The organism is Pseudomonas taetrolens, from assembly GCF_900475285.1.
GTDB classification, from domain to species: domain Bacteria; phylum Pseudomonadota; class Gammaproteobacteria; order Pseudomonadales; family Pseudomonadaceae; genus Aquipseudomonas; species Aquipseudomonas taetrolens.
The window spans coordinates 4,291,805-4,306,636 of sequence record NZ_LS483370.1; the positions used below are offsets into that span (position 1 = coordinate 4,291,805).

The following is a 14,832-nucleotide window of genomic DNA, read 5'->3' on the forward strand; positions in this document are numbered from 1 at the left end:
CTTCGCGCTCGATCGCAGCCTTCGCCAGCGGCGACAACGTTCACAAACCCCGGAACCTTATGACCCGCCTCACCCTCACTCAGCTCGCCTGGACGCCTTTGGGCCATGGCCATTGTCATCACCAGTTTCAACTGCGCGATGCCAACCTGCACGTGGCGGCCGGGGAGTTCGTGGGGCTGATCGGGCCTAACGGCAGCGGCAAGACCAGCCTGTTGCGCTGCGCTTATCGCTTCAGCAAGCCGGAGCGGGGTGAAGTCCACCTGGACCGGCACAACCTCTGGCAACAATCATCGCGCTGGTGCGCCCGACGCATCGCGGTGGTGTTGCAAGAATTCCCCGACGCCTTCGGCCTGACCGTGGCTGAAATCGTCGCCATGGGTCGTACCCCGCACAAAGGCCTGTTTGATGGCGACACCGAGGTCGATCGGCAACTGGCCAGGGACGCCCTGGAATCTGTCGGCCTGCACGGTTTTGAAGACCACGCCTTCGCCACCTTGTCCGGTGGCGAAAAGCAGCGGGTGATTCTGGCCCGGGCGCTGACGCAGCAGCCCGAGCTGCTGATCCTCGATGAGCCGACCAATCACCTCGACCCACGTTATCAGCTCGAACTGCTGCAACTGCTCAAGCGCCTGCAGATCGGCACCCTGGCCAGCATCCACGACCTTAATCTGGCCGCAGCTTTTTGCGACCGGCTGTATGTGATCGACCACGGCCGGATCATCGCCAGCGGCACCCCGCGCGAGGTGCTGACCGTCGACCTGTTGCGCGACGTGTTTGGTGTCCAGGCCCTGGTCGATGACCATCCCCTGTCCGGCTACCCGCGCATTACCTGGATAACCCAACCATGACTTTTATCCGCCTCGCGCTCTGCCTGAGCCTGCTGTCTGTTACCCAATGGGCTCAGGCCGAAGCCACCCGCTACCCGCTGACAATCCAGAGCTGCAACCGCGACGTCACGTTCAATCAGGCGCCGACACACGCGGTCAGCCACGACATCAACATGACGCAAATGATGCTTGCCCTGGGCCTCAAGCCACGCATGGCGGGCTACAGCGGCATCAGCGGCTGGAAGGCGGTCACGCCCGAGATGCAGGTGATTCTCGACGGCCTGCCGGAACTGGCGAGCAAGTACCCTTCGATCGAAACCCTGCTCAATGCCAACGTTGATTTTTTCTTCGCCGGCTGGGATTACGGCATGCGGGTAGGCGGCGATCTCACCCCACAAACCCTGACCCCGCTGGGGATCAATGTGTATGAGCTGACCGAGTCCTGCGCCTTTGTGATGAAGCGCCCGGCTGCCAGCCTCGAAGACACTTACAACGACCTGCGCAACCTGGGCAAGATCTTCGACGTGCAGGATCGCGCCAACGCCTTGATTGCACAAATGCAGCAGAGCGTTGCAGACACCCGCAAGACCCTGCCCGAGAGCCGGCCACGGGTGTTTTTGTATGACAGCGGAGAAGACCGCGCCATGACGTCAGGTCGCCTGGGCATTCCCCATGCCCTGATCGAAGCCGCCGGCGGTGACGATATCCTCGGCGACATTGACGCCAGCTGGACCCGCATCAATTGGGAAACCGTGGTCGAGCGCAACCCCGAGGTGATCGTCATCGTCGATTACAGCGAAGTCAGTGCCGAGCAAAAACAACACTTCCTTGAGCACAACCCGGCGTTGCAGTCCGTGGCAGCCATCCGCAACAAACGCTTTATCGTCATCCCCTATGTTCAGGCCACACCGGGCATCGACAACGTGGTGGCGATCAAAACCCTGGCCAAAGGCTTTCATCCGCAATGACCGACCGTCGCTACTCTCTCATGCTGAGCGGCCTTGGCGTCCTGTTGCTGGTGTCGTGCGTAGTGTCGCTGGGCTTTGGTCCGGCGCGGGTGCCGGTGGAGGTGGTGTGGCACATCTTGCTGAACAAGCTGTTCGGTATCGGAGAGGTGAACTGGAGTCCCGGGCAAGCCCATATCGTGTGGCTGATCCGTGTGCCGCGCATGCTGCTCGGGGCGCTGGTGGGCGCCGGGCTGGCGTTGATCGGTGCCGTCCTGCAAGCCGTGACCCGCAACCCGCTGGCCGACCCGCACCTGCTGGGTGTGACCAGTGGCGCGACGCTGGGCGCAGTGATCGTGGTGCTGCATGTCGGTCAAATCGTCGGCCTGCTGACCTTGCCGATTGCCGCATTTATCGGCGCCTTGCTGAGCATGTTGCTGGTGCTGGTCATCGCCAGCCGTCAGGGCCGGCTCGACAGCGACCGCTTGCTGTTGTGCGGGGTGGCGGTGTCATTCGTGATGATGGCCATCGCCAACACCCTGCTGTTTCTGGGTGACCATCGCGCCAGTTCCGCCGTGCTGTTCTGGATGTTGGGTGGGCTTGGCCTGGCGCGCTGGGAGCTGCTGGCAATCCCCAGCGCCAGCGTGTTGCTGGGGCTGGTGTTGCTGCTGGGCATGGCCCGCCCGTTGAATGCTTTGATGGCCGGCGAGCAGACCGCCGTAACCCTCGGTCTGAATGCCCGCACGGTGCGCCTGCGGGTGTTCCTGATTGCCTCGATGATGACCGGGGTACTGGTCGCCATCAGCGGTTCGATTGGCTTTGTCGGGCTGATGATCCCGCACATCGCACGCCGCCTGGTCGGTGCCGAGCACCGGCGGTTGTTGCCGGTGTCGGCCCTGCTCGGCAGCGTATTTCTGGTCTGGGTCGATGTCGCCGCGCGTACCCTGATTGCCCCCGAAGACCTGCCCATTGGCGTGGCCACGGCGGCGATCGGCGGGTTGTTCTTTCTTGGTCTGATGCGCAAACGCTAGATTTCGTCGCGCAACAGCCCGGGTTTCGGCGTGGGTATGGCGTCCAGCGGCGAAGGGGTGTCCCAGTCCACGGTCTGTGGTGCCGCCTGCAGTGCGTGATTGTCACCGACCTCTACACGCCCCGCACGTGGCCACTCGCGGCTGCTCGCCAGCACGCTCAGGCCGCCCGCGCTGGCCAGTTGCGCCAGGTAATCACGTTGTTTTTTCGGGCTCGCATCGACCCGTTGCTGGCTGGCATACAGGTCGTCCCAAAAATCGGAGCCCGGGACGATCTCGCACAACGCCTTTTGCGCCTCCCCTTCCCGCCTTCGGTACTTGAGCAACGAGCCATCGTTGCCCGAGTGGAAAGCGTATGCCAACGAAAACCCCAGGCGTTCCAGCCCCGTGGTCACATAGCAAATATCACGCGGCGCGAATGAGTTATCCAGCAACTGCCGCTGCGCCTCCGTCCCTCGAGCACTGTCGACGGGTGGGTGCGAAAAGTGGGCGGCTATCGGCGCATAACCGTCGGGGAAGTCCGGCAAGGGGCGCAGCTGGCCTGTTGAACGCTCGAACGTTGCGCTCAGGAACAGCGCTTCGGCACCGACCACGGGAGCGCCATTCCTGAAAGGCTCCACCGCCACATACCGGCTGGAGGTCGGGTTGTGCAGGATCGCGCCGGTCACTCCGTGTACATGTGGGCAAGGGAGTTGGTCATGGGCGTATCGCGCCGCATCGTTTTCGTGACTGAACTCAGGGCCCAGCGCGAATGTGTTGCCCGGCCCGTCCACGGTGGGTGTTTGTCCCCACGGCCGCCAACCCTGCGAGATACGCCCCGCTGGCCCCCAAAGCGGGCTGGGCAGCAGAACCTCAAGGACACCGCTCGCCGCAACCTTGCGCACGTACCCCAGCGCTGTCTCGGCCTGGCTGGCCAGTTGCTCGATCATCTCCTTGCCAGTGTTGCGCAAGCTCCCCGCACCGATAAGCCTGGGGATATTGCCCGGCAAGAAGCCCAGCACAGCACCGTCCGCCGTTGAAAGGTACAACTTCACCGGGTCTGCCAACGGATAACGCTGATCCTTGATGATCGAGAGCGTCACCATCGCCACCGCCAGATCACGGGGCGAGACAAACGCCTGGTACAGTTCATCCGGGGCAAGGAATGCCGACCGGGCAGGCCCGGCCAGGTACATGGCAAAGACTGTAAAGCCTTCGGGCCAGTGGTCACCTGAGGCCGACGGGCGATGCACAAACACCTTGTCCAGGCTCAGCGCATCGCTCTGTACCGGTACGGTTGCAACATAGTGCGCGCCGACGTTGCTTTTCAAAATGAAGCCATATTGCACCCCCCGACGCTCCCCCATTTGACGGTGAGCATCACGGACGGCATCGAGTACCTGACTGAACACCGGACCACAGGCTGGAGGCTGACGGGCCTCAAGCCCTTCGTCCCTGGATAACGGCAGCACCGAAGTGGCCCTGAGGGTGCCCGGCACACCCCAGTGGGGGCTGCCGGTGACAACCTGCAACTGACCCGCACCAGCGACCTGGGCAATGTATTCGCCGGGCTTGATTGAGTTGGCTCGCAACCTGGATTGCAGCGGGTTGTTTCGGGCCTGCTCGGGGTGTTCTACAGGGGGCGAAAGGCTGACCAGAAGCTTTTTCTCAGCCGCCGAACCACTCGCCGAATACTTGAGCAATGCCCCGTCGGGGGCGCAGAAATAGCGCACGGGCGCCCAATGGCGACCCTTGATCGCGGCGCACAACTCATGGGGGGCAAACATTGCGCGGGCCAGTTGTTCCTCCTGATCGGAGCGCCACAGCTGCAAGGGCTCGATCCTGTGCGACTGATAAGCCGCGACCACCCGGTATTCGGTGGGAATGAAGGGCTCGACGTCTTGCGGCACCACGCTCGACGGATCAAAGGTTTCGTTGTGGGACGCCAACGGCTCTGTGGCGATAAAACGCTGATCCGGGGTCTGGTAAACAAGCCCGCCGTAGACTTTATCCTGGCGTCCGGCCATCCGGGCATGGACATAACGCGCCGCATCGTCGGCGCTGATAAAGAAAGGACTCAGCGCCCGCCGCTCAAACCCGCTGAAAGGCTGCCAGTGCGCATCGACACGGCCTTCGGTACTCCACACATCGCTGGTTTGCAGCACGCTCAGCTGGCCTGCACTGGCCAGCGAACGAATCAGCCCCTGAACGGTTTCGACACCGGCCAGCAGGTCGCGCAGGATAGACAGCCCGCCGCCTTCGGCTGCCGACAGCCGGGCAAACAGGGCGTGCTCGACAGCGAGGAAGTGCGACACATACTCCAGCAAAGCCCCGTCGCGGGTCGCGATATACAGTGGCAAGGCGTGAGTCGCCCCCGGGCCGGCATGGGCCTGCGCCGCTGCAATGCCCTTTTGCAGGGCATCGGGGTGCATGAAGTTCTTGAACACGGCGGCCTGTTGCGCGGGTATCTGCGACGGGTCGCGGTAAAGACCATCGCAACCATAAAAACCGAAAGCGGAGTAACCGGCAGGCATCAAGCTACGCCCCTCCGGGTCCCGGCCCAGCGCCCGGTCCAGAGAGAAGTCCATCGCCTGGGTGATGGGTTCGCTGACAACAAACGCCTGGCGTTCCCTGTGTTTGAGGATCACGCCATAGTGCGGATCGGCGGTTCGATACATTCGGCGCCGGGCATATTTGAGGGCCAGCTCGATGCTGGAACACACAGGACCGAAGGCCGGGAATTGCACAATCACCGGCGCCAGCGCCAACGCATGCGGCACCGGTAACGCCTTGAATGCCCCGCTCAGCCGCCCCACTCTGGCGCCCCAGACCTCCATGGACTGGATGACGGTCAATGTCCCGGCTTCGGCGACCGCCCTGACGCTCTCGGTCATCGAGTCAAAACTCTGGACGCGGGCCCGAATGTCCTTGTACAGCTTGAGCAACAGGGCACGTTCGAGGGCAGAGCCGCTGGTCACATACTTGATCAGCGATCCGTTTACGCCGGACAGGTAATGCGCAGGAGCAAACTCGGCGTTGATGATCGTGGCCAGCAGGTCATTGACCGAAAAGAAGCTGACCTGCAGGTGAATATCCGGTGCGCCCCAATGGCCGAAATGCGCCTGCAGCGCATCGTAGTTGTCCGGGTGTGAATGGTAAAAGGCGTAGCACGTATAGCCCGCCGGCTGGATAAAGGCACCGCCGGCATCGCGCGCCATGATCAGTTCGGGGTTGAAGGACGTGGCCTTGCCCCTCACCGGGCGCGTCGCAAAATAACGGCCCTGGCGGTCCTTCAGGATCGCCCCGCCATACTCAACGTTGCGCCGGTCGCCGATCAGCTCATGGGCAAAGCGGGCGGCATCATCGGGGTTAAGGAACGCAGGGCTCAGTGTCGGCAGCGTTACCGGTGCACCGTTCCGCTCCCGGGCGGATGTTCGCGGGTTATCAGATTCCATCATCACTCATCTCCTTGAGGGTGTTGGCCGGTTCCATCGCGGCCAGTGCCCATCCTGCGTTCTGCCACTCGCCTTCGGGTGCTACATAGTTAAGGCGCGGGGGCTCAAGCACCAAAGCAGAACATCTGCGCCCACGGCGTGCGCCGGACGGCACCGGGCTGGTGCGCGCCCGCGTTACAAATCCTCGTAAAGCCCCAATCCAGAGCCGCCGCACCGAAACGGCACAGCCTTTGCTAAAGACCTTCAGCGTTCGTATCTGCCGACTAAAAAAATCAGACACCTGGAGCTCGCACCATGAAGCGTCGTAGCTTGATCAAGGCTTTCACCCTCTCCGCTTTCATCGCCGCGATGGGCATGTCCTGGACCCTTCAGGCTGCAGAGACCATCAAGGTCGGTATCTTGCATTCGCTGTCGGGGACCATGGCGATCTCCGAAACCTCGCTGAAAGACATGGCATTGATGACCATCGACGAGATCAATGCCAAAGGCGGGGTCAACGGCAAAATGCTGGAAGCCGTCGTGGTCGACCCCGCGTCCAACTGGCCGCTCTTCGCCGAAAAGGGACGTCAGTTGCTGACCCAGGACAAGGTCGCGGTGGTGTTCGGTTGCTGGACTTCGGTGTCGCGCAAGTCGGTGCTGCCGGTGTTTGAAGAACTCAACGGATTGCTGTTCTACCCGGTGCAATACGAAGGCGAAGAAATGTCGCCCAACGTGTTCTACACCGGTGCTGCGCCTAACCAGCAAGCGATCCCGGCCGTTGAATACTTGATGAGCGAAGACGGCGGCAGTGCCACACGCTTCGTCTTGCTGGGCACCGACTATGTGTACCCGCGCACCACCAACAAAATCCTGCGCGCCTTCCTGCATGCCAAAGGTGTCGCCGACAAAGACATCGAAGAGGTCTACACCCCGTTTGGTCACAGCGATTACCAGACCATCGTGTCCAACATCAAAAAGTTCTCGGCCGGTGGCAAAACAGCCGTGATCTCCACCGTCAACGGCGACTCCAATGTGCCGTTCTATAAGGAACTGGCCAATCAGGGACTCAAGGCGACCGACGTGCCGGTCATTGCCTTCTCGGTGGGTGAAGAAGAACTGCGTGGCATCGACACCAAGCCGCTGGTGGGCAACCTGGCGGCCTGGAACTACTTCCAGTCGGTCGAGAACCCGGTCAACCAAGCGTTCGTGGCTAACTGGAAAGCCTATGCCAAGGCCAAAAATCTGCCGGGGGCGGACAAGGCCGTGACCAACGACCCGATGGAAGCCACCTACGTGGGCATCCACATGTGGGCGCAGGCGGCTGAAAAGGCCAAGTCCACCGATGTGGATAAAGTCCGTGAAGCCCTGGCCGGACAGAGCTTCGCCGCGCCATCGGGCTACACCCTGACCATGGACAAGACCAACCATCACTTGCACAAGCCGGTGATGATCGGCGAGATCCAGCCTGACGGTCAGTTCAGTGTGGTCTGGCAAACCGAAGGCCCGGTCCGGGCTCAACCGTGGAGCCCGTACATTCCTGGCAACGACAAAAAGCCGGACTACGCGGTGAAGGGTAACTAAGACCGATAGATCGCCCCCTCTGCAGGCGCGCTTGCTCGCATCTCGACGGTTTCTGATAAACCGCGGCGCCTGCATCGCGAGCAAGCGCGCTCCTGCAGACTCTGTAAGGCCATGACGATGCCCACTGCCCTTTACCGCTTTATCTTCGCGTTGCTACTGTTCCTGCCCTTGGCGGCCACGGCCGATGACGCCAGCGACTTCACCGCCGCGAACAGTACCCAACAGGCCAAATTACTGGAGGGTTGGGCTGCCCGGCCCGAACCGGCCCGTGTCGAGCTGATCAACAGCCTGCAACAAGGCCGGATTGCCCTCAACGGTGAAACCCGGATGGTGCGTCTGAACAACCGCTTGCGCGGTTTGATCGAGACCGCGCTGGCCAGCCATCAACTGCTCGCCGCCGACCCGGCACTGCGCCTGACTGCGGCGCAGCAACTGCAAAAGTCTGCCCGACCGGCGCAACTCAGCTTTCTCGAACAACAACTGGCCAGCGAAACCGACAGCGATGTTCAGAGCGCCCTGAGCCTGGCACTGGCCAATCTGCAGCTGGTGGACAGCAACCCCGCAGTACGCCTGGCCGCCGTGCGCCTGCTCGGGGAAACCGGCGAGCCGCTGGCCCGGACCCGCCTTGAAAACCTGTTGCAGCCGGGTATCGAAACCGATGCCGCCGTGCGTACCGCTGCCGAAACCAGCCTGGCGCAAGTCGAGCGCAAACTGCTGATCGGCGATGTGCTGGGTCAAGCCTTCAGCGGCGTATCCCTGGGGTCGATTCTATTGCTGGCGGCCCTCGGGCTGGCCATCACCTTCGGCCTGCTCGGCGTGATCAACATGGCCCATGGCGAGATGCTGATGCTCGGTGCCTACGCCACTTACGGCGTGCAGTTGCTGTTTCAGCGCTATACGCCCGGGGCCATCGAGTTCTATCCCTTGCTCGCCCTGCCCGTGGCGTTCTTCGTCACCGCCGGCGTCGGCATGCTGCTGGAGCGCACGATCATTCGTCACCTCTATGGCCGACCACTGGAAACCTTGCTCGCTACATGGGGCATCAGCCTGATGTTGATCCAGTTGGTGCGCTTGCTGTTTGGGGCGCAGAACGTCGAAGTTGCCAACCCGGCCTGGCTCTCGGGGGGCCTGCACGTACTGCCAAATCTGGTCCTGCCCTACAACCGCCTGGTCATCGTCGTCTTCGCCCTGGCCGTCGTAGTGCTGACCTGGTTGCTGCTGAATAAAACCCGGTTGGGCCTTAACGTGCGGGCCGTGACCCAAAACCGCAACATGGCCGCGTGCTGTGGTGTGCCTACCGGGCGGGTGGACATGCTCGCCTTTGGTCTCGGTTCGGGCATTGCCGGGCTGGGCGGCGTGGCGTTGAGTCAGATCGGCAACGTCGGCCCGGACCTGGGCCAGGGTTACATCATTGATTCCTTCCTGGTGGTCGTGCTCGGCGGCGTCGGTCAGCTCGCGGGCACGGTCTATGCAGCCTTCGGCCTAGGGATTGCAAACAAGATCCTGGAGCCGCAGATGGGCGCCGTGCTCGGCAAAATCCTTATCCTGGGGCTGATCATTCTGTTCATTCAGAAACGCCCGCAAGGTCTCTTCGCGCTGAAAGGACGGGTGATCGACTGATGAACCAACCCTTGATGATGACAGCGACACAAAAGGCCGGGCCCAGACTCACCGCGCTGGCGGGCGGCCTGATACTGCTGGTACTGCTGGCCATGCCGCTGCTGTCGCTGCTGCCCGCCGACAGCCCGTTTCAGGTCTCGGCCTACACGTTGACGCTGGTGGGCAAAATCCTGTGCTACGCCATTGTCGCTCTGGCCCTGGACCTGGTCTGGGGTTATGCCGGGCTGTTGTCGCTGGGGCACGGCCTGTTCTTTGCCTTGGGTGGCTATGCGATGGGCATGTACCTGATGCGTCAGGCCGCAGGTGATGAGTTGCCCGCCTTCATGACCTTTTTGTCGTGGACTGAACTGCCCTGGTATTGGATCGGGACCGAGCACTTCTGGTGGGCAATGTGTCTGGTGGTGCTGGCGCCGGGCATGCTGGCGCTGGTGTTCGGCTTTTTCGCCTTTCGTTCGCGGATCAAGGGCGTGTACTTCTCGATCATGACTCAGGCCCTGACCTTCGCCGGGATGTTGCTGTTTTTTCGTAACGAAACCGGCTTCGGCGGCAACAACGGCTTCACCCACTTCCGCAGCATTTTGGGGTTCGGCATCACTGAACCCGGGACCCGCGCCGTGTTGTTTTTAGCCACCGTGCTGTTGCTGGTAAGCAGTCTGTTTCTGGGCTGGCGACTGGCGCGCAGCAAATTCGGCCGGGTGCTCACCGCGCTGCGTGATGCCGAAAACCGCCTGATGTTCTGCGGTTACGACCCGCGGGGCTTCAAGCTGTTTGTGTGGGTGTTGAGTGCCGTGCTGTGTGGCTTGGCCGGAGCGTTGTACGTGCCGCAAGTGGGAATCATCAACCCGGGTGAAATGTCGCCCACCAACTCCATTGAAGCCGCCGTATGGGTGGCCCTGGGCGGACGCGGCACCTTGATCGGGCCCTTGCTCGGCGCAGGCCTGGTCAATGGCATGAAGAGCTGGTTTACCGTGGCCTTCCCCGAATACTGGCTGTTCTTCCTTGGGGCGCTGTTCATCATCGTGACCCTGTACCTGCCCAAGGGCGTGATCGGCCTGCTGAAAAAAAGGGGCGACCAATGAGAATCACACCGACCGCTGAATTCATGCTCGAACCGGTCATGGATGCAGGCAGCAGCCGCGACGCCATCGGCCTGGACCAAAGCGCCGGGCTAGGCCTCAATACCCGCCATGGCACGATCCTGACCCTGGAAGACATCAGCGTCAGCTTTGACGGCTTCAAGGCGTTGAACAACCTCAACCTGTACATCGGCGTGGGTGAGTTGCGCTGCATCATTGGCCCCAACGGGGCCGGCAAGACCACGATGATGGACGTGATCACCGGCAAGACCCGCCCCACTGAAGGTCAAGCGTGGTTTGGCGAAACCTTCGACCTGAGGCAGATGAGCGAAGTGCAGATCGCCCAGGCCGGGATCGGCCGCAAGTTTCAAAAGCCCACAGTGTTCGAGGCCCTGAGCGTGTTTGAAAACCTGGAGCTGGCCCAAAAGACCGATAAGTCGGTGTGGGCCAGCCTGCGCGCAAGGCTGACCGGCGAACAGACCGACCGCATCGGCGAGGTGCTCGACACCCTCCGCCTGACCCCGTCGGCACAGCGACCGGCCGGGTTGTTGTCCCACGGGCAAAAACAGTTTTTGGAAATCGGCATGCTGCTGGTGCAAGACCCGCAGCTGTTGCTGCTGGACGAACCGGTCGCGGGCATGACCGACGCTGAAACCGAGTTCACCGCCGAACTGTTCAAACGCCTGGCGGGCAAGCACTCGCTGATGGTGGTGGAGCATGACATGGGCTTCGTCGGCGCCATCGCCGACCACGTCACCGTGCTGCATCAAGGCAGCGTACTGGCCGAAGGGTCGCTGGAACAGGTGCAGGCAGATGAGCGGGTGATCGAGGTTTATCTGGGCCGCTGATGATCTCTACGACTGCTCCGCAGCCGAACGCGGCCTCGCTCCGCTCGACCGCTGCTGCAGGCCGTCCGTAGCAGTTGACGAGTGCAACGAGGCTACGTCCGGACACCTTCGAGAAGCCCATAGGCCATAAGGAAACCAACCATGCTTCACGTCAAAAATCTGCATCAGTTCTATGGCGGTAGCCACATTCTTCGCGGCCTGTCATTTGAGGTCAGCGTGGGTGAAGTCACGTGCCTGCTCGGGCGCAATGGCGTGGGCAAAACCACGCTGCTCAAGTGCCTGATGGGTTTGCTGCCGGTCAAAGAAGGCGAAGTGCAATGGGCGGGTCAGGTCATCACCTCGCTTAAACCTCATCAGCGCGTGCACGCCGGGATCGCTTATGTGCCCCAGGGCCGGGAGATTTTCGGACGCCTGACGGTTGAAGAAAACCTGCTCATGGGCCTGTCGCGCTTCCCGGGGGCCGAAGCTCGGGAGGTGCCCGCGTTCATCTATGAGCTGTTCCCGGTGTTGCTGCAAATGAAACACCGACGCGGTGGCGACTTGTCCGGTGGCCAGCAACAACAACTGGCGATTGGCCGCGCACTGGCCAGCCGGCCTCGCTTGCTGATCCTCGACGAGCCCACCGAAGGTATTCAACCCTCGGTGATCAAGGAGATTGGCGCCGTGATCAAAATGCTCGCCGCCCGGGGCGACATGGCGATCTTGCTGGTGGAGCAGTTCTACGATTTTGCCGAAGAGCTGGCCGATCAGTACCTGGTGATGTCCCGGGGGGAGATCGTGCAGCAAGGCCGTGGAGAAAATATGCAAACAGAGGGTGTACGCGGGCTGGTGACGATTTAATCTGTGGCCCTGATAAGTGAAAAGTCCTACCTATGAACCTGCCGGCCAACACCGCGTTGTTCACCCCCAGCTGGGATGCCGAGCTGGAACTGGGCTATGGCCGCTTTGGTGAGAGCACGCGCCCGACGCTTCGCCGCCATGCCGGTCCGCTGCGGGTGCAAAAGCACCTGTACGCCGAAGGCCCGCAGGTGTGCCAGCACATCATCGTCCACCCCCCGGGAGGGATCGCCGGCGGTGACCGGCTGAATATTCGCGCCAGCGTCGGCCCCGGGGCCTGGGCGCAACTGACCAGCCCCGGCGCCGCAAAGTGGTACCGCGCCGCCGGGCCAGCCTATCAAACAGTCGAGCTCAAGGTGGCTGCCGGCGCGACGCTCGAATGGCTGCCACAAGAAACCATCGTCTTCAGCGCAGCCCGGGCCGAACTCAGTACCCGCATTGAACTGGAAGGCGATGCGCGGCTGTTTTACTGGGACATGGTGGCGCTGGGCCGACAAGCCAGCGATGAACACTTCGACCTCGGGCACTTTCAATCACAGCTGGATATTCGTCGCGACGGCCGGTTGCTCTGGCATGAGCGCCAGCGCATTGTGGGCGGCGATGGCCTGTTGCACTCGCCTATAGGCCTGGATGGCCACCCGGTATTTGCCACGTTGCTGGTGACCGGTGACATCAACCCCGAATTGCTTGAGACCTGCCGCTCGTTGCCCAACCCGGTACGAGGTGATCTGACCCAATTGCCGGGCCTGCTGGTGGCGCGTTGCCTGGCCGCCGAGGCCTTGCAGGCACGGGGCTGGCTGATTGACCTGTGGCATTTGCTGCGACCGGCGCTACTGGGCCGAGCGGCGTTGGCGCCAAGAATCTGGAGCACCTGAAGCACGGCGCAGGCATCAGCCGCCCGCCCTTCGCACTCTATTTTTTCTGATTTGAATACGGACCCATCATGGACCTGACACCACGCGAAAAAGACAAGATGCTGATCTTCACTGCCGGCCTGCTGGCCGAACGGCGATTGGCACGCGGCGTGATTCTCAACTATCCGGAAACCATCGCCTATATTTCGGCCGCCTTGCTCGAAGGTGCCCGTGATGGCCGCACCGTCGCCGACCTGATGCATTACGGCACCACCCTGCTCACCCGCGAGCAGGTCATGGAAGGTATCCCGGAAATGATCCCCGACATCCAGATCGAAGCCACCTTCCCGGATGGCACCAAGCTGGTCACTGTCCATCAACCCATCGCCTGAGGCTGCACCATGTCTTACATCATTCGTGATGCTGTCCCGAGCGACCTGCCGGCGATTCGCGACATCTACAACGATGCGGTACTCAATACCCTGGCCATCTGGAACGAGCAGACCGTCGACCTGGAGAACCGCCAGCAGTGGTTTGATGCCCGCCAGGCCCAGGGCTACCCGATTCTGGTGATCGTCGATACCGCCGACACCCCGCTGGGTTACGCATCGTTTGGTGACTGGCGACCGTTTGAAGGCTTCCGCCACACCGTGGAGCACTCGGTCTACATTCATCCCGAACAGCGCGGCAAGCGCCTCGGCCCACTGTTGCTGGTGGAACTGATCAAACGTGCCAGAGCCTGCGACAAGCATGTGATGGTGGCCGCCATTGAAAGCGGTAACGCCGCGTCGATCCATGTCCATCGCCAGCTCGGCTTCGTCACCAGCGGGCGCATGCCGCAAGTCGGGATCAAGTTTGGCCGCTGGCTCGACCTCACCTTCATGCAATTGATGCTCAACCCCGGCGCCTTGCCTCGCGCCGCTCACCTGGATGACGTGCAATGAATACCGAACACGTGCTGCAAGTCACGGCCCAGACGTTTGCGCAGTATCGCGACGACTTGATTACGTTGCTGATCGATGCGGTTCGTCACGGTGCTTCGGTCGGTTTCATGGACGATCTGGATTTCCCTCAGGCCAGCAGCTACTTCAATGAGGTTCACGCCCAGCTGGAACAAGGCAGCTTGCTGTTGTGGGTCTTGGTCGAAGATCAGCGCGTGCTGGCCAGTGTGCAGTTGGCCCTGTGCCAGAAGCGCAACGGCCTGAACCGTGCTGAGGTGCAAAAACTGCTGGTGCTCAACGAGGTGCGACGTCGCGGCCTGGGGCAGGTGCTGATCCACGCCCTTGAACAGGGAGCCCGCCAGCAAAAGCGCGGGTTATTGCACCTGGATACCGAGGCCGGCTCACCGGCCGAGAACTTCTACAGTGCGCTGGGTTATACCCGCGTTGGTGAACTGCCCAACTATTGCCGTAGCCCGAACGGCCATTACAGCCCCACGGCCATCTACTACAAAACCCTGGGTGAGCCGCAATGATTCCTGGCGAATACCGGATCGAGTCCGGTGACATCGAGCTCAATGTCGGCCGCCGCACCCTCAGCCTCAGCGTGTCCAACCGGGGCGACCGGCCGATCCAGGTCGGCTCGCACTATCACTTTTTCGAGACCAACGATGCGCTGAGTTTTGAGCGGGCCGCCAGCCGCGGCATGCGCCTGAATATCCCGGCAGGGACAGCCGTGCGCTTCGAGCCGGGGCAGACACGCGAAGTGGAGCTGGTGGAACTGGCCGGACTGCGTCGTGTGTTTGGTTTTGCCGGGCGAATAATGGGCAACCTGGACTGACCCCGACACGAATCGCGAGCGTGCT

14 protein-coding genes are annotated in these 14,832 nt (G+C 61.9%); 13 read left to right on the plus strand and 1 reads right to left on the minus strand.

The window, feature by feature from the left end:
- Positions 1-59: 59 nt before the first annotated feature.
- From DQN55_RS19810 to DQN55_RS19820, 3 genes are read left to right on the plus strand one after another with little or no spacing between them, the layout of a single operon-like run.
- A complete protein-coding gene (locus DQN55_RS19810; protein ID WP_048382695.1) occupies positions 60-848 on the plus strand; it encodes an ABC transporter ATP-binding protein in 789 nt (262 codons plus the stop codon).
- Positions 845-1,795 (plus strand): ABC transporter substrate-binding protein, encoded by a 951-nt coding sequence (locus DQN55_RS19815; protein ID WP_048382697.1) that lies wholly within the window; start codon positions 845-847, stop codon positions 1,793-1,795. The genes DQN55_RS19810 and DQN55_RS19815 overlap by 4 nt, the downstream gene beginning before the upstream one ends.
- A complete protein-coding gene (locus DQN55_RS19820; RefSeq protein ID WP_048382698.1) occupies positions 1,792-2,802 on the plus strand; it encodes a FecCD family ABC transporter permease in 1,011 nt (336 codons plus the stop codon). Before DQN55_RS19815 ends, DQN55_RS19820 begins: the two co-directional genes overlap by 4 nt.
- Here the strand turns inward: DQN55_RS19820 and DQN55_RS19825 are convergent.
- Positions 2,799-6,236: a DUF4329 domain-containing protein gene (locus DQN55_RS19825; protein WP_053070938.1), complete on the minus strand. Its 3,438-nt coding sequence runs from the start codon at positions 6,234-6,236 to the stop codon at positions 2,799-2,801. The genes DQN55_RS19820 and DQN55_RS19825 overlap by 4 nt on opposite strands.
- A 291-nt stretch (positions 6,237-6,527) precedes the next feature.
- Between DQN55_RS19825 and urtA the strand changes: the two genes are divergently transcribed.
- The 10 genes from urtA to DQN55_RS19875 all read left to right on the plus strand — a co-directional run bounded on the left by urtA (position 6,528) and on the right by DQN55_RS19875 (position 14,807).
- Positions 6,528-7,793: an urea ABC transporter substrate-binding protein gene (urtA, locus tag DQN55_RS19830; RefSeq protein WP_048382699.1), complete on the plus strand. Its 1,266-nt coding sequence runs from the start codon at positions 6,528-6,530 to the stop codon at positions 7,791-7,793.
- Positions 7,794-7,910: 117 nt separating this feature from the next.
- Positions 7,911-9,413, plus strand: a complete 1,503-nt coding sequence (gene urtB, locus DQN55_RS19835; RefSeq protein ID WP_048382700.1) for an urea ABC transporter permease subunit UrtB — start codon at positions 7,911-7,913, stop codon at positions 9,411-9,413.
- On the plus strand, positions 9,413-10,492 hold the full coding sequence (gene urtC, locus DQN55_RS19840; RefSeq protein WP_048382701.1) for an urea ABC transporter permease subunit UrtC: 1,080 nt from the start codon (positions 9,413-9,415) through the stop codon (positions 10,490-10,492). Before urtB ends, urtC begins: the two co-directional genes overlap by 1 nt.
- Complete coding sequence (gene urtD / locus DQN55_RS19845; protein ID WP_048382702.1) at positions 10,489-11,337, plus strand: urea ABC transporter ATP-binding protein UrtD; 849 nt, start codon at positions 10,489-10,491, stop codon at positions 11,335-11,337. Before urtC ends, urtD begins: the two co-directional genes overlap by 4 nt.
- Positions 11,338-11,478: 141 nt before the next feature.
- Positions 11,479-12,177 carry an urea ABC transporter ATP-binding subunit UrtE gene (gene urtE, locus DQN55_RS19850; RefSeq protein WP_048382703.1) on the plus strand — a complete coding sequence of 233 codons (699 nt, stop codon included), beginning with the start codon at positions 11,479-11,481 and terminating at the stop codon, positions 12,175-12,177.
- 32 nt (positions 12,178-12,209) lie between these two features.
- Complete coding sequence (locus DQN55_RS19855) at positions 12,210-13,049, plus strand: urease accessory protein UreD (RefSeq protein WP_048382704.1); 840 nt, start codon at positions 12,210-12,212, stop codon at positions 13,047-13,049.
- A 68-nt stretch (positions 13,050-13,117) separates the two neighbouring features.
- On the plus strand, positions 13,118-13,420 hold the full coding sequence (gene ureA / locus DQN55_RS19860; RefSeq protein WP_048382705.1) for an urease subunit gamma: 303 nt from the start codon (positions 13,118-13,120) through the stop codon (positions 13,418-13,420).
- A 9-nt stretch (positions 13,421-13,429) separates the two neighbouring features.
- On the plus strand, positions 13,430-13,972 hold the full coding sequence (locus DQN55_RS19865; protein ID WP_048382706.1) for a GNAT family N-acetyltransferase: 543 nt from the start codon (positions 13,430-13,432) through the stop codon (positions 13,970-13,972).
- Positions 13,969-14,502: a GNAT family N-acetyltransferase gene (locus DQN55_RS19870; protein ID WP_048382707.1), complete on the plus strand. Its 534-nt coding sequence runs from the start codon at positions 13,969-13,971 to the stop codon at positions 14,500-14,502. The genes DQN55_RS19865 and DQN55_RS19870 overlap by 4 nt, the downstream gene beginning before the upstream one ends.
- Positions 14,499-14,807, plus strand: a complete 309-nt coding sequence (locus DQN55_RS19875) for an urease subunit beta (protein WP_048382708.1) — start codon at positions 14,499-14,501, stop codon at positions 14,805-14,807. The genes DQN55_RS19870 and DQN55_RS19875 overlap by 4 nt, the downstream gene beginning before the upstream one ends.
- Positions 14,808-14,832 lie beyond the last annotated feature (25 nt).

What these genes read in the sequence shown, in the direction of transcription:
- urtD (WP_048382702.1), top strand. Translation starts at nt 10,489, where the DNA reads ATGAGAATCACACCGACCGCTGAATTCATGCTCGAACCGGTCATGGAT.
- DQN55_RS19855 (WP_048382704.1), top strand. Translation starts at nt 12,210, where the DNA reads ATGAACCTGCCGGCCAACACCGCGTTGTTCACCCCCAGCTGGGATGCC.
- DQN55_RS19865 (WP_048382706.1), top strand. Translation starts at nt 13,430, where the DNA reads ATGTCTTACATCATTCGTGATGCTGTCCCGAGCGACCTGCCGGCGATT.
- DQN55_RS19810 (WP_048382695.1), top strand. Translation starts at nt 60, where the DNA reads ATGACCCGCCTCACCCTCACTCAGCTCGCCTGGACGCCTTTGGGCCAT.
- DQN55_RS19825 (WP_053070938.1), bottom strand. Translation starts at nt 6,236, where the DNA reads ATGATGGAATCTGATAACCCGCGAACATCCGCCCGGGAGCGGAACGGT.
- urtC (WP_048382701.1), top strand. Translation starts at nt 9,413, where the DNA reads ATGAACCAACCCTTGATGATGACAGCGACACAAAAGGCCGGGCCCAGA.
- DQN55_RS19815 (WP_048382697.1), top strand. Translation starts at nt 845, where the DNA reads ATGACTTTTATCCGCCTCGCGCTCTGCCTGAGCCTGCTGTCTGTTACC.
- DQN55_RS19820 (WP_048382698.1), top strand. Translation starts at nt 1,792, where the DNA reads ATGACCGACCGTCGCTACTCTCTCATGCTGAGCGGCCTTGGCGTCCTG.
- urtB (WP_048382700.1), top strand. Translation starts at nt 7,911, where the DNA reads ATGCCCACTGCCCTTTACCGCTTTATCTTCGCGTTGCTACTGTTCCTG.
- urtA (WP_048382699.1), top strand. Translation starts at nt 6,528, where the DNA reads ATGAAGCGTCGTAGCTTGATCAAGGCTTTCACCCTCTCCGCTTTCATC.
- DQN55_RS19870 (WP_048382707.1), top strand. Translation starts at nt 13,969, where the DNA reads ATGAATACCGAACACGTGCTGCAAGTCACGGCCCAGACGTTTGCGCAG.
- urtE (WP_048382703.1), top strand. Translation starts at nt 11,479, where the DNA reads ATGCTTCACGTCAAAAATCTGCATCAGTTCTATGGCGGTAGCCACATT.
- ureA (WP_048382705.1), top strand. Translation starts at nt 13,118, where the DNA reads ATGGACCTGACACCACGCGAAAAAGACAAGATGCTGATCTTCACTGCC.
- DQN55_RS19875 (WP_048382708.1), top strand. Translation starts at nt 14,499, where the DNA reads ATGATTCCTGGCGAATACCGGATCGAGTCCGGTGACATCGAGCTCAAT.